Source organism: Paractinoplanes abujensis (assembly GCF_014204895.1).
GTDB classification, from domain to species: Bacteria; Actinomycetota; Actinomycetes; order Mycobacteriales; family Micromonosporaceae; genus Actinoplanes; species Actinoplanes abujensis.
Genome location: NZ_JACHMF010000001.1, coordinates 8,404,886 through 8,418,904 on the forward strand (window position 1 = coordinate 8,404,886; position 14,019 = coordinate 8,418,904).

General features: G+C 71.5%; 12 protein-coding genes. 8 read left to right on the top strand and 4 right to left on the bottom strand.

What is annotated here, in order from left to right; all coding sequences use genetic code 11:
• Positions 1-49: 49 nt before the first annotated feature.
• From BKA14_RS38775 to ligD, 3 genes are read left to right on the top strand one after another with little or no spacing between them, the layout of a single operon-like run.
• Complete coding sequence (locus BKA14_RS38775; RefSeq protein WP_184955694.1) at positions 50-1,837, top strand: diguanylate cyclase domain-containing protein; 1,788 nt, start codon at positions 50-52, stop codon at positions 1,835-1,837.
• 43 nt (positions 1,838-1,880) lie between these two features.
• Positions 1,881-3,614 carry an acyl-CoA dehydrogenase gene (locus BKA14_RS38780; protein WP_438861935.1) on the top strand — a complete coding sequence of 578 codons (1,734 nt, stop codon included), beginning with the start codon at positions 1,881-1,883 and terminating at the stop codon, positions 3,612-3,614.
• Positions 3,615-3,623: 9 nt separating this feature from the next.
• Positions 3,624-4,598 carry a non-homologous end-joining DNA ligase gene (gene ligD / locus BKA14_RS38785; protein WP_184955696.1) on the top strand — a complete coding sequence of 325 codons (975 nt, stop codon included), beginning with the start codon at positions 3,624-3,626 and terminating at the stop codon, positions 4,596-4,598.
• Here the strand turns inward: ligD and BKA14_RS38790 are convergent.
• Positions 4,587-5,138 carry an antibiotic biosynthesis monooxygenase gene (locus BKA14_RS38790; RefSeq protein ID WP_184955697.1) on the bottom strand — a complete coding sequence of 184 codons (552 nt, stop codon included), beginning with the start codon at positions 5,136-5,138 and terminating at the stop codon, positions 4,587-4,589. The genes ligD and BKA14_RS38790 overlap by 12 nt on opposite strands.
• A gap of 83 nt (positions 5,139-5,221) precedes the next feature.
• Between BKA14_RS38790 and BKA14_RS38795 the strand changes: the two genes are divergently transcribed.
• A complete protein-coding gene (locus BKA14_RS38795) occupies positions 5,222-6,256 on the top strand; it encodes a beta propeller repeat protein (protein WP_184955698.1) in 1,035 nt (344 codons plus the stop codon).
• 28 nt (positions 6,257-6,284) lie between these two features.
• Here BKA14_RS38795 and BKA14_RS38800 read toward each other — a convergent pair whose 3' ends face one another.
• Positions 6,285-6,668, bottom strand: a complete 384-nt coding sequence (locus BKA14_RS38800; RefSeq protein ID WP_203722205.1) for an OsmC family protein — start codon at positions 6,666-6,668, stop codon at positions 6,285-6,287.
• Positions 6,669-7,389: 721 nt separating this feature from the next.
• Here BKA14_RS38800 and BKA14_RS38805 point away from each other — a divergent pair.
• On the top strand, positions 7,390-9,204 hold the full coding sequence (locus BKA14_RS38805) for a penicillin acylase family protein (RefSeq protein ID WP_184955700.1): 1,815 nt from the start codon (positions 7,390-7,392) through the stop codon (positions 9,202-9,204).
• Between the two features lie 5 nt (positions 9,205-9,209).
• Positions 9,210-9,659, top strand: coding sequence for a YdeI/OmpD-associated family protein (locus BKA14_RS38810; RefSeq protein ID WP_184955701.1), 450 nt, complete (start codon positions 9,210-9,212; stop codon positions 9,657-9,659).
• Between the two features lie 3 nt (positions 9,660-9,662).
• On the opposite strand, the gene BKA14_RS38815 is transcribed toward BKA14_RS38810, so the two are convergent.
• Positions 9,663-10,880 (bottom strand): hypothetical protein, encoded by a 1,218-nt coding sequence (locus tag BKA14_RS38815; RefSeq protein ID WP_184955702.1) that lies wholly within the window; start codon positions 10,878-10,880, stop codon positions 9,663-9,665.
• Positions 10,881-11,106: 226 nt separating this feature from the next.
• Here BKA14_RS38815 and BKA14_RS38820 point away from each other — a divergent pair, with 226 nt between their 5' ends.
• Positions 11,107-12,792, top strand: coding sequence for an alpha/beta fold hydrolase (locus tag BKA14_RS38820; protein ID WP_184955703.1), 1,686 nt, complete (start codon positions 11,107-11,109; stop codon positions 12,790-12,792).
• A 25-nt stretch (positions 12,793-12,817) separates the two neighbouring features.
• On the opposite strand, the gene BKA14_RS44670 is transcribed toward BKA14_RS38820, so the two are convergent.
• Entirely contained in the window at positions 12,818-12,940 is a 123-nt protein-coding gene (locus tag BKA14_RS44670; protein WP_260416669.1) for a hypothetical protein, read from the bottom strand.
• 93 nt (positions 12,941-13,033) lie between these two features.
• On the opposite strand from BKA14_RS44670, the gene BKA14_RS38825 reads away from it, so the two are divergent.
• The gene (locus BKA14_RS38825) at positions 13,034-13,993 is read left to right on the top strand and encodes a GlxA family transcriptional regulator (protein ID WP_184955704.1); all 960 of its coding nucleotides are present in this window, start codon (positions 13,034-13,036) and stop codon (positions 13,991-13,993) included.
• The last annotated feature ends 26 nt before the right edge of the window (positions 13,994-14,019 follow it).

Genomic DNA, 14,019 nt, shown 5'->3' on the forward strand with positions numbered 1-14,019 from the left:
ACGTTCCGGCCCCTTCTGCCGATCTCAACCGGCGAGGAGGGGTGAATTCATGCGGCTGCGCAACTGGATCGCCGTGGTGGTCGGCGTCGTGTTGCTGGTCGCCGCGGGCGGAATCGGTTTCTGGGTCAACCACTCGGCCCTGCAGGCCGCCGACGACGTGCACAAGGCCGACTCGCGGGCGCTCGCCGTGAACAACGCGACGCTCGTCGGGCAGTTGCAGATGCTCTCGGCGGGTGAGCTGGGTGAGTTCCTCGCGGAGAACCCTCTGAACCTGGGGTCCGGCAACGCCGCCGACCGGGCCGCGCTGATCGCCTTCGCCGCCAAGAGCAGCACTTTCTCGTACGGGGCCCTGCTGACCGACCTGAACGGCAAGGTGCTCACCAGTTCGCGCGCCTCGGGACTGCCCGCCGCGGACAACACCGGCTGGCAGCCGCTGTTCGCCACGCTCAAGTCGGGGCAGAAGGCCGGCTTCTCCTCGATCATGGGCGTCGACGGCACGTACCTGGAGGCCGTCGGCGTGCCCGTGCTGGTGGCCGGCAACCCGGTCGCGGTGCTGATCGGCCTCAACAACGTCGCCACCACCGCGCTGCAGCAGTACACCGTGACGCTGAGCTCGGACGTGCACCTGACCGCGGTGGCCGACAGCACCGGCACGATCGCCGCCACCAGCCAGGCGAAGCTGCTCGGGACCCAGGTCGACCCGGCCGTACGGCGGGCGGTGACCTCCACCGACGAGGAGTTCGTGGAGTACTCCACGCTCGCCGGCACCGAGATGATCGCGATCGTCGTGCGCGGCCTGCCCGGCGGATGGTCGTACGCGCGCATCCAGACCAAGAAGTCGTTCGACGGCGCGGTGCACACCAAGAGCCAGACCCTCAACATGACGCTGGGCGCGATGCTGCTGATCGGCGTGCTCGCGATGGGTGTCCTCGGTTACCGCACGCAGATCCAGCGCCGCCGGGCCGACGAGCGGTTCCAGGCCCTCTTCCAGCACGCCCCCGACCTGGTCTCGGTGCTCGATGCCGACGGCCGGATCGAATACTCGAGCCCCAGCGCGACCGCCGTGCTCGGGTTCGCCGAGGGCCGGCTGGTCGGCAGCAGCGTCTTCGACATCGTGCACGCCGACCACCGCGACTACATGCGCGAGCAGTTCGGGGTGCTGCTCTCGCGCCGCGACGCCGTGCTGCGCCTGCAGTGCCTGGTGCGCTCGGGCACCGGCGAGTACCGGTGGTTCGAGTTCACCGCGTCCAACCAGATGCACAACCCGTCGCTGCACGGTGTGGTCATCAACGCGCGCGACATCTCCGAGAACCGCGCGTTCCAGGAGCGGCTGGCCCACGAGGCGCAGCACGACGCGCTGACCGGCCTGCCCAACCGCCGCCGCATGCAGGACGCGCTCGGCGCCTCCCTGCGCGAGCAGCCGGTGGCCGTGCTCTTCGTCGACCTCGACGGGTTCAAGCCGGTCAACGACGCCCACGGGCACGAGGCCGGCGACGAGCTGCTGCGCCAGGTGGCCGAGCGGCTCAGCGCCTGCGTCCGCGAGCGCGACGTGCTGGCCCGGGTCGGCGGCGACGAGTTCGTCATCCTGATGCCCGGCGTGATGGCGCCGGACGACACGGCGGCCATGAGCGACCGCATCCGGTACGCCCTGGAACGGCCCTTCCTCATCGGCGGCCACCAGGTGCGGATCAGCGCCAGCGTGGGCGAGCACCTCGCGGCCGGGGCGACCGATCCCGACGAGGCGCTGCGAGCCGCCGATCACGCCATGTACTCGGTCAAGAGGTCGCGCCAGGGTTATCCGCAGCAGCGGGTGGGGAGGCACCGCGCGGCGGACTGAACGGGCACACTAGGGACCTGACCCCTCCTTCGCGAGAACGGCGGTGCCGGCAGTGTCCAAGATCCTTTCGCGTCGCGACCTCGACTTCCTGCTGTACGAGTGGCTCGACGTCGAGGCGCTCACCGGCCGGGAGAGGTTCGCCGACCATTCGCGCGACACGTTCGACGCGTTCCTCGACGTCTCGGCGCAGATCGCCGAGCGCGACTTCGCCCCGCACAACCGGCGCTCCGACCTCGAGGAGCCCACGTTCGACGGCGTCCGGGTGTCGGTCATCCCCGAGGTCGCCGCGGCGCTCAAGGTCTTCAACGAGACCGGGCTGCTCAGCGCCACGATGGACGAGTCGGTCGGCGGGCTGCAGCTGCCGCACGTCGTGGCCCGGGCCTGTTTCGTCTGGTTCCAGGCGGCCAACCTCGCCACCTCGTCGTACTCGCTGCTCACGGCGGGCAACGCGAGCCTGCTGCTGCGGTACGGCTCGCCCGCGCAGATCGACCGCTTCGTCCGGCCCATGCTGGAAGGCCGTTTCACCGGCACCATGTGCCTGTCCGAGCCGCAGGCGGGTTCGGCGCTGGCCGATGTGCTGACCCGGGCCGAGCCCGTGGGCGACGGGACGTATCGGATCAACGGCTCGAAAATGTGGATCTCGGGCGGCGACCACGAGCTCACCGAGACGATTGTGCATCTCGTCCTGGCCCGGGCCGCGGGCGCTCCGGCCGGGGTGAAGGGGCTGTCACTGTTCATCGTGCCGAAGCACCACATCGAGGACGACGGCACGGTCGGCGAGCGCAACGGCGTGGCCCTGGCCGGGCTCAACCACAAGATGGGCTACCGCGGCACGACCAACGCCGTGCTCTCCTTCGACGACGCCACCGGCTACCTCGTGGGCGAGGAGGGCAAAGGCCTGGCCTACATGTTCCACATGATGAACGAGGCCCGGATCGGGGTCGGCTCGGGCGCGGTGGCGCTGGGCTACACGGGCTACCTGCACGCCCTCGACTACGCGCGGGAACGCACCCAGGGCCGCCCGGTGGCCGACAAGGACCCGGCGGCGCCGGCCGTGCCGATCGTGCGCCACCCTGACGTACGCCGGATGCTGCTCGCGTCGAAGGCGTACGTGGAAGGGGGTCTGGCCCTGATCCTCTACGCCTCGAAGCTGCTGGACGAGCCCTCCGACGAGAACGACCTGCTGCTCGACGTGCTGACGCCGATCGTGAAGGCGTGGCCCTCGCAGTGGTGCCGGCTGGCCAACGACCACGCGATCCAGGTCCACGGCGGCTACGGCTACACCCGCGAATACCCGGTCGAGCAGTTCTACCGCGACAACCGGCTCAACTCGATTCACGAGGGCACCGACGGCATCCAGGGTCTCGACCTGCTCGGCCGCAAGGTGATCATGCGGGGCGGGGCCGGGCTGCAGCTGCTGATCGGCCGGATCGTCACCACCGCCGTGGCCGCCCCGGCCGAGCTGGGCCAGCCGGTGATCGCCCTGTGCGACCGCCTGGCCGCCACCACCCGCAAGCTGTGGGCCGCGGGCGACCCGACGTCGGCGCTGGCCAACTCGACGGCCTACCTCGAGGCCACCGGCCACCTGGTGATCGCCTGGCTGTGGCTGTCGCAGCTCAACGCGGCGGCGGAGAAGGAGGGCCCGTTCTACGACGGCAAGCGCCTGGCCGCGCGCTACTTCATCACCCACGAGCTGCCCCGCATCGGCCCGCTGCTCGACCTGCTCGACTCGGGCGACACGTTGCTGGCCGACCTCGACGACGCGGTTCTCGGATAGTTTGATCGCATGGCCTCTTCGAGCAAGAGCCCGGCCACCGAGGTCGCGGCGGGCGACCTCACCGTGCGGGTGTCGAACCCGGATCGGATCTACTTCCCCGAGCTCGGGCTGACCAAGCTCGACCTGGTCAATTACTACCTGGCGGTCGGCGACGGCATCGTACGGGCGCTGCGGGAGCGCCCGTGCATGCTGCACCGCTTCCCCGACGGGCTGGCCGGCGAAAAAGTGCACCAGAAACGGGTGCCGCACGGCGCGCCGCCCTGGCTGGAGACGGTTCGGGTGAAGTTCCCGCGCTACAACCGGCACGCCGACGAGCTGTGCGTGACCAAGCCGGCCGACGTCATCTGGGCCGTGCAGATGTCGACCGTCGAGTTCCACCCGTGGAACTCGCGCCGCGCCGACACCGAGAAGCCCGACGAGTGGCGCATCGACCTCGACCCGATGCCCGACTGCTCGTACGACCGGGTCCGGCAAGTGGCCGCGGTCACCCGCACGGTGCTCGACGACCTCGGCATCACCGGCTACCCGAAGACCTCGGGCGGTCGCGGCCTGCACATCTACGTGCGCATCGAGCCGAACTGGGGCTTCGGTGACGTGCGGCGGGCCGCGCTCGCCTTCGCCCGCGAGGTCGAACGCCGGGCCCCCGACGACGTGACGACCACGTGGTGGCGCAAGGATCGCGACCCGTCCAAGCTGTTCGTCGACTACAACCAGAACGCCCGCGACCACACGATCGCCAGTGCCTACTCGGTGCGCGGCGTGCCCACGGCCACGGTCTCGACCCCCGTCACGTGGGACGAGATCCCCGAGGCCGACCCGCGCGACTTCACGATCCGGACCGTCCCGGCCCGCTTCGCCGAGCTGGGCGATCTGCACGCCACGATCGACGACAAGCACCACTCGCTGGAACCGCTGCTCGCCTGGGCCGAGCGCGACGAGAAGGCCGGCCTCGAAGGCCCGGCGGACGCCGACTCAGCGCCTTAGCCAGGGCTGGAGCAGCCGTGTCACCTGCGGCAGCACCAGATAGGTCATGACCGGGGTCAGGCACAGCGTGCTGATCAGCGTGCGCAGCACCACGTTGAGGTCGACCAGCAGGTGGTTGAGGGTCACCGCGGCCAGCAGACTCACCGGGAAGAAGCCCAGCCAGATCGTCACGGCCTGCTTCCAGCGCGGCGGCGGCTTCGGCGCGGAATCACTTATCTCCTGGCCCTTCGGGGGATCGAACCAACCCTCGATTCCCGTACGCCGTTCCGTGCGGGTGTGCTCGACGAAGCCTTCGGCCGACGACAGCCACCAGCGCCGCTGCGGCGACTCCTCCCAGTTGCGCAGCGACTCCTCGTCGGCGAACCGGTAGAGCATGTGCCACTCGTGCGAGCGCTGGTCGGGCCGCACCCAGCCGGTGCCCAGGAAGCCGGGGAAGTCCTCGGCCAGCGTGGTGCCCGCGTTGACCCAGGCGATCATCTCGGCGTTGCGGGTGGGATCGGCGCGGCGGGTGATCGCGACGGTGACGGCGGGAGACTGCATGTCTCACATTGTGGTATCCCGAGGTTTCGGGCGTGCCGCGCTCCCGGTTTCCGTGCCGTGGCCCACACGGTAGGTTCCGGCACATGACCTTGCAACGAAAGTTGTCGATGGCAGTGGCCGCGGTCGCCCTGCTCGCCGTGACCCCGTCGCCCGCCCGGGCCGGCGGCGACCTCGGCTGGAAGCTCACACCCACCGGCGTCGAGGCCCGGTTCCGCGGTCTCGCCCCGGTCAGCGGGACGACCGCCTGGGTCGCCGGGTCGGCCGGCACGATCCTGCGCACCGTCGACGGCGGCCGCACGTGGGCGTCGGTCGGACCGGCGGCGGCGTCCGGGCTCGAGTTCCGCGACATCGAAGCATTCGACGCCCGGCACGCCGTGGCCCTGACCATCGGCAACGGCCCCGACTCCCGCCTGTACGCCACGTCGGACGGCGGCCGCACCTGGACGGAGACGTTCCGCAACGAGGACCCGGCCGCCTTCTACGACTGCATGACGTTCCTCGACCGCCGGCACGGGCTGGCCCTCTCCGACCCGGTCGACGGCAAATTCCGCATCCTGGCCACCCGCGACGGCGGCCGCAGCTGGACCGTGCAGCCCACCGCGGGCATGCCCGCCGCCCTGACCGGCGAGTTCGCGTTCGCGGCCAGCGGCACCTGCCTGGTCTCGGCCGGCGGTCAGGCGCTGTTCGCAACCGGCGGCGGGGCCACGGCCCGGGTCTTCACGTCCCGCGACCTCGGCCGCAGCTGGACGGTCACCGGCACCCCGGTTCCCAGCGGCCCCAGCGCCGGCATCTACAGCCTGGCCGTACGCCCCGGCGGCCAGGCGATCGCGGTCGGCGGCGACTACGTGACCCCCACGGCCGCCCCCGACGGCGCCGCCTACCGGCACGGCCGCACGTGGAAAGTCGCCGCGAAGGTCCCCGGCGAATACCGCTCCGGCTCGGCCTGGCGCGGCCACACGGCGCTGGCGGTAGGCCCGACCGGCAGCGACATCTCGTACGACGGTGGCCGTACGTGGAAACGCTTCGACACCGGCAGCTTCGACGCCGTCGACTGCACCCCCGGCGGCGCCTGCTGGGCCTCCGGCGAAAAGGGCCGCGTGGCCAGACTGACCCGCTAGAACGGTTCGCCGCCCCGGTGCCGCAGCCCTACCGGCGTTGCACCGGGGCGCCGGCCCGGATCGCCCGCGGGATCTCGGCCACCCGATCGACGCGCTCGATCAGTGCGGCCTGCTCCTCCGCCGAGGCTGCCGAGTCCAGCTCGACCCCGTACGTGATGCCGGTCGAGGCCCAGCTCTGCGTGTCGAACCCGCCCGACGCCGTCACCCGCACCCCGTCCAGCCGGATCCCCAGGTCGGCGGCCTCCCGGTAGAGGTCGTTGAGCACACACCCGGCCGCGGCCAGATGCAGCAGGTGAGCCCCGGTGAACTCGGCCCCGACGCTCACGCCGGCCTCGGTCCACCGATGCGGGAACCGGACCCCACCCTCGACTCGGAACGACCCGGCCCCCACCACCACCGCGAACCCGTCCACCGCCGCCCCCTCGCCGCTCAGCCCGGCCCCTGAGCAAATGATCATGCTTGGCCGGCCGGGTATGACCCACCCCAACCGGGGGCCTCCGCCCTGCCGAGAATTGTGCCGCCTCCGGCCGATCTTGGGAGGGAGGCCTGTGGACAACCGAAGACTGTGGACAACGCGACCCCGCGGCAACGAACGTGCTACGGCATCCGCGGACAGTGGAGTGGAGCGCGGGCCGGCTCGCGCCTGTCGACAGGCCGGGGGTGTGGGTGGATCCGGACCGACGTGGGGGCACGAGGCACACCCGCGATCGAGGCGGCATGGCGGATCGGACCGGGCGACGTCCGGGAACGGGCTTGTCGCAGTGGCCGGTCGGGCGGGCTGATCCACGTGAGCGACGCCCGCTTGGCGTTGCGGCGGGAGGAGGCGGGCTGATCGACGTGTGAGATGCCCGCTTGGCGCTGCGGCGGGAGGAGGCGGCGGGCTGATCGACGTGTGAGATGCCCGCTTGGCGTTGCGGCGGGAGGTGGCGGGCTGATCGACCTGTGCGACGTCCGGGTGGCGCAGCGGCGGGAAGTGGCGGGCTTGATTCCGGCCCCCGAGCGACAGGCATCCCGATCGGCGAGCGGATTCGGGCACACGCGGGGCGGGCCGGCCGGCCGCTGAGCGAGCCCCGCGACGGCCCGGCGGTGAGATCCGGGTCGCTTCCCGGGGTGGGCGTCGGTAAGGATGGGGGATGCGGGTTTTTCGGGACGGGTTCGGGGTTCCGCATCTGCGGGCCGACTCGGTCAATGAGCTGGCCTTTCTGCAGGGGCGGGTGACCGCGGCCGATCGGGGGGCCCAGATCGACGTCGAGCGGCGGCGTTCCGAGGGGTTGCTGGCCGAGATGGTGGGGCCGCCGGGGCTGGGGTGGGACAGGTTCGCCCGGCGGGCGCGCATCGACGACACCGCGCGCCGGGCTTTCGCCAAGCTTGATTCCGGCACGAAGGCTTGGTTGCGGGCCTACGCGGACGGGGTGCGGGCCGCCGGGGTCACCTGGCATCCGTGGTCGTCGCTGGGGGTTTTCCTGGCCCGGCACATCATGTTCGCCAGTTTTCCCGGCAAGCTGTGGAATTCGCATGTCGAGCGCACCTTGGGCCCGCACGCCGTCCCGTGGTTCCTGGCCGACGCCGACGAGGCGCAGGGTTCGGGCAGCAACGCGTGGCTGACCGCGGGGGAGATCGCGGGTGACCCGCATCGGCTGATCGAGCTGCCCGGCGTCTACCAGCAGGTCCGGCTGGCCTGCCCGGAGTTCGACGTGGCCGGGCTGACCTTCGCGGGGGTGCCGGGTGTGCAGCATTTCGGGCACACGGGCGGTGTCGCGTGGGCCGTCACCAACGCGATGGCCGACTATCAGGATCTGTTCATCGAGGAGCTGCGACGCACGCCGACGGGGGTGGAGGCTCGCGGCCCCGACGGGTGGGAGCGTGTCGCCGTGCACACCGAGACCATTCCCGTTCGGGGTGGGGGCAGCGAACTGGTCGAGGTGGTCGAGACGGCCCGCGGCCCGATGATCGACGACACCGTGTCGCTGCGCACGCCGACCCGCGCCGACTTCGATCTCGGCTTCTCGGCGCTGCTGCCGCTGCTGCATGCGTCCACCGTGGACGATGTCGCGGCCGCCCTGGAGCGCTGGGCCGAACCGGTCAACAGCATCCTCACCGCCGACACCACGGGCCGCGCGTTGCAGCTGACCGTGGGCAAGGTGCCGGTGCGCGATGCCCGCAACGGCCGGGTCCCGGTGCCGGCGTGGGATCAGACGTACGCGTGGCGGCCCGGCTATGTGCCGATGACGCGCGTGGAGCTGACGGGCGTGACCGTGAACGCCAACGACCGGCGGCCGGACACCGAGCCGTACGGGAACGCTTTTGCCTCGAAGGCCCGCGCGCACCGGATCAAGGAACTGATCGACGAGGGGGTGCCGTCGGCCCGGATCCACATGGACACGCCGATGCCCGCCGGCAGTGTCGAGGCCGGCCGGCGCGCGGCGTGGCGGTTCGAGGTGGCGCGGCGCCTGCACGAACATCCGGCGCTCAAGCCGTTGATGCAGCCGCACGGGTTCGACCCGCTGTTCGACGGCTGGACCGATCCGCGGGTCAAGATCGGCGGGGCGCTCGACGCCGTGCTGGCCGGGCTCGGGCTCACCGCCGAGGAGCTGGTCGATCCGGCCCCGATCGAGTCGGGCCCGTGGGGGTCGCGGCACCTTCTCGATCCCGTACGGCTGCCCGGGCTCATCGCCGAGTTGCCGCGCACCGAGCTGGGCGGCGAACGCGACTCAGTGCTCTGCCTCAACAGCATCCCGGGCGTCACCGACCGCTGCTCGCGCGGTCCGGTCGCCCGCTACGTGTGGGACGTCGCCGATCGGCAGCGCAGCCGCTGGGTCGTGCCGTTCGGGGCGTCCGGTGACCCGGCTTCCCCGCATTTCGCCGACCAGCTCCCGCTGTGGGCCCGTGGGGAGCTGATTCCGCTGGTCACGGACTGGTCCGCGTTGATCGAGGAGCCGCTAGTGTGACGCGTATGAAGTTTCGTGCGGAGCTGCAGCGTACGGGCGGCAACACGACCGGTTTCGAGGTGTCCGACGAGATCGTGACCGGGCTCGGTGGCGGTGGCCGGCCCAAGGTGGTCGCGACGGTGAACGGCTTCACGTTCCGCTCGACCATCGCGAAGATGGGTGGCAGTTACTGGCTGGGCGTCAGCGCCGAGCGCCGGGAGGCGGCCGGGGTGAGCGGCGGCGAGACGTACGACGTCGACGTCGAGCTGGACACGGCGCCGCGCGAGATCGAGGTGCCCGGTGATCTGCGGGCCGCCCTCGACGCCGAGCCCGCCGCCCGCGAGTTCTGGGCGACGCTGTCGTTCTCCCAGCAGCGCTATCACGTCGACCAGCTCACCGCGGCCAAGACGGCCGAGACCCGGGAGCGGCGCCTGGCCAAGTCCGTCGCGCTGCTGGCCGCGGGCAAGGCCCGCTGACCGCTACTGACCGGCCGGCTTGTAGGCCACTTCGGGGTCGAGCAGGCGTGTCCACTCCGGTCGCCACTGCGCGGCCCGGCCGTCCATCTCCTCCTGCAGGTTGGTGCGCCAGGGCCCGGAGACGCCGTCGTCGGCCCACCACTTGGGCCACGAGTCGTAGCGGCGCTCGACGAGGATCTCGGTCGGGGTGGTCTGCACGCGCAGGAACAGCCACCGCCCGTAGCGAGGGTCGGACTCGGCCCGCCGCAGGCTCCGCAACAGGTCGCTGACCTCCCGGAAGGCGCCGAACCGGCGTTCGCCGGGACGGTCGGCGGGCGGATAGTTGCCGGGTTGCACGCTCAGGCTGGTCGGGTCGGCGTAGGCGAGCACCGTGCAGCGGCCGTCCTGCTGGGGCGAGCGGTCGCGCATCCACGCGGCCAGCGATGAGAGCTCGGCGGTCTCCGGCGGCTCGGGCCGGTTGAGCTCGTTCGCCCCCTGCATGGCGGCCCACACCATCCGGTCGTGCTCGCCCTGGCTGAGCCGGCGCACCCGGCGCATCGGCGGGCGCTCCCCGGCCGGGATGCGCGGCGGCCGGGTGCCCGCGGTGATGCCGCCGCGGCCCGCCGCGAACAGCGCGGCCCGCAGGTCGAGGGCGGGTTCGGCGAGCCGGCCGAGCAGCCGCTCGAACGCCGCGGCGGTGACCTCGCCGCGGATGGCCGCGGTCAGCAGGTCCTCGCTCGCGCTGCGCACCGCGTCGCGTTCGGCCGGCGTGCCCAGGTCGTGCTGACCCCACTCGGTGATGACCTCGGCCAGTTCCTGCAGCGTGTTCTCGTTGCTGAGCACCGGGCGGACGGTCTGCACGAGGCCGTCGCCCAGCCCGTCGGAGTAGCGGGTGCGCGACCAGCGGCCCTCGGCGTGCCACAGCACGAAGCCGAGCCGGTCGGCCTCGGCCAGCGCCGTCAGGTCGCCCCAGGGCAGCCACTCGGGCGCGCCGGTGAGCAGGTCGATCGGCGGGTCGGCGGCGGCGGTGGCGCTGTGGTCGCGGTCGTAGCCGAACAGCACGGCGCGGGCCCCGTCGACCAGCGCGAACCGGGCCCAGCTGCCGCCGTGGTCGTCGTGGTGCGCCCCGCGGTCGTCGACGAACCACACGTCGGCGTGACCGATGCCGGTCAGGGCAGCGGACAACGTCGCCCAGCGGGTCCAGAGCAGTCCCGGCGCGGGCAGGTCGACATCGGTGCGCATTAGTCCACTGTGCCAAATGCTTCCGGGGCGATCACACCCCCCTTCGGCCCCGTCGCGGGCCGTCCGCGAAAACGCCCATCACCACCCGTGACGTCGTGCAGAAGGTCTCGGGGCTTTATCGCCGGTTTGCGATATCGGCCATGATCACTGAGTGTGCATCGACTCTCTACAATGCCGGGGGTCGCGGCACCGCCGCCGTGATCCCACCATCAGAAGGGTCGTCCGTATGCCACGAACGCACCGACTACTGACTATCGCGCTCGCCGGCGCCCTGGTGACCGGCTCGGCCTTCGCGGGCGCCGCTCCCGCCGCGGCCGGGCGCGCTCCCTCAGAAGCTCGGCTCGTCGACGCTGTGCCTACGCCGAAGCTCAACTGGTACAAGTGTTATGAGATCGCCGAGTGCGCCACCGTCCGGCTGCCGCTCGACTACCGCCGGCCCAAGGGCAAGACCACCGAGATCGCCGTGCTGCGGGTCAAGGCCAAGAACCAGGCCAAGCGCATCGGCAGCCTGTTCGTCAACCCCGGCGGGCCCGGCGGTTCGGCCACGCAGTTCGCGCTGGCCGCGCCCGACTTCCTCAGCGACGCCCTGACCGAGCGTTTCGACGTCGTCGGGGTCGACCCCCGCGGCATCGGGGCCAGCGAGCAGGTCAAGTGCTTCCCGACCGTGCGGGCGCAGACCGAGGTGCTCAACCTCATGAACGTGCCGTTCCCCGTCACCGGCGCCGAGGAACGCAACTACATCGCGGGCTCCAAGAAGCTCGGCCGGGCCTGCTCGACCACGGGCCGGCCGCTCACCGCGCACGCGTCCACCGCCGAGGTCGCGCGCGACATGGACGTCGTGCGGCGCGCCGTCGGTGACAAGAAGCTCAGCTACCTGGGCTTCAGCTACGGCAGCGCGCTGGGTCAGTACTACGCCAACATGTTCCCGGACCGCTTCCGGGCCCTGGTCGTCGACGGCGTGCTCGACCCGACGGCGTGGGTGGGCACCACCCGGCAGATCCTCGACCAGCGCCTGCGCTCCAGCGACGGGGCGTACAAGGCGCTGCACGAGATCCTGGTCCGCTGCGACAAGGCGGGCGAGAGCAAGTGCGTCTTCGCCGAAGGCAACCCGGTCCAGCACTTCGACCAGATCGCCGAGCGGCTCAAGACCGACCCGCTCGACTTCCCGGACGGGGCCGGCGGCACCATCCAGGTGACGTACGCGGTCTTCATCAGCGCAGTGCTCAGCACGCTCTACAGCACCGAGGCGGGCGAAGGGGTCACCCAGCTGGCCGCCGAGATCGCCACGGCGCAGGAGGGCGGCACGACCGCGCCGCTGCTGGCCCGGGTCAACGCGGCCAAGGCGTCGCGGGCGTACGACTTCCCGTACGAGAACGGCTTCGAGGCCAGCAGCACGGTGATCTGCACCGACGGCAAGCACCCGGCCGACGCGTCGTCGTGGCCGGCCGCCGTCGACCGCCGCGAGCGTGAGGCGAAGTACTTCGGCCGCTCGTGGGGCTGGATCGACAGCCAGTGCGCCAACAAGACCTGGACCGTCCAGGACAAGAACGCGTACACCGGGCCGTTCACCAAGCGCACCGCGACCAAGTTCCTGATCGTGGGCAACTTCTGGGACCCGGCCACCAACTACCGCGGCGCCGTGTCGTCGCGGGCGCTGGCGCCGAACGCGAGCCTGCTCTCCAGCAACAACTGGGGCCACACCGCGTACGGCTCGGGGGTCTGCGCGACCACGACGATCGACAACTATCTGCTGACCGGCAAGGCGCCGCAGGACCGCAAGACCTGCACCGACGCCGCTCAGCCGTTCACCGAGCCGCTGCCCGCGGCCACGGCCACCACCAAGGCGGCCACGGCCAAGCAGCGGCCGCCGGTGGCGACGATCCGTCCCGATTCGATTCTGGTCGCGAACTGACCGGCGGGGCTTCCGCCGTGCCGTCCTAGGTGTGGCGGAAGCCCTCGTCCGAAGGCTTCCAGTCGGCGCTGTCGCGCGTGTCGGCGGTCCGGCCGGTGACGGCGGCGATGAGGATGAGCAGGAAGAAGAGTGCGATTGCGATAGCCATGACAGAGAGCTTCGTCCTGCTCGCTCGTGGTCGACAGTGGCAGTGATGCCACACATCTTCGAAATCCTGCCAACCGGCCGTATGCTCGGTCACATGCTGCGCAACGTGGCCGTGATCGTCCTGCCCGACGTGGCCGTCTTCGAGCTCGGGGTGCTCTGCGAGCTCTTCGGATACGACCGGACGGCCGACGGGCTGCCCGGCTACGACTTCGCCGTCTGCTCGATCGACGGCGCGCCGGTCGCCAGCCGGGCCGGCTTCGACATCTCCGTCCGCCACGACCTCTCCCGGACGGACGAGGCCGACCTGGTGGTGGTGGCCCCGTTCGACAACCCCGAGTTCGCGCCGCCCGAGCCGGTGCTCGACGCGTTGCGCCGCGCCCACGAGCGGGGGGCCTGGGTGATGAGCGTGTGCACGGGCGCGTTCGCGCTGGGCGCGGCGGGTCTGCTCGACGGCCGCCGCTGCACCACCCACTGGCTGCACACGGCCCGCCTGACCCGACTCTACCCGGCCGCGATCGTCGACCCCGACGTGCTCTACGTGCAGGACGGCCGCATCCTGACCAGCGCGGGCACGGCCGCCAGCATCGACGCCGGGCTGCACCTGATCCGCCAGGAACACAGCACGGCCGTGGCCCGCATGCTGGCCCGGCGCATGGTGGTGCCGCCGCACCGCGAAGGTGGCCAGGCGCAATACATCGAGACCCCGCTCCAGGCCGTCGAGTGCGCGACCCTGCAGCCGGTGCTGACCGCGGTGCTGGCCTCGCTCGACCAGCCGCACACGGTCGACACGATGGCCGACCTGGCGCACATGGCCCCGCGCACGTTCGCCCGCAAGTTCCGCGACGAGACGGGCGCCACCCCGCACGACTGGCTGATCAGCCAGCGCATGCTGCTCGCGCGTAACCTGCTCGAGGAGTCCGGGCTGGGCATCGACGCGATCGCGGCCCGGGTCGGGTTCGGCAGCGCGGCCACCCTGCGCCACCACTTCGCGCAGCGGCTGGCCACGACCCCGCAGGCGTACCGGGGGACGTTCCGATCGTCACAGCCGGTGTAGGCGCACCGATCGCCGGGCATCCCGAC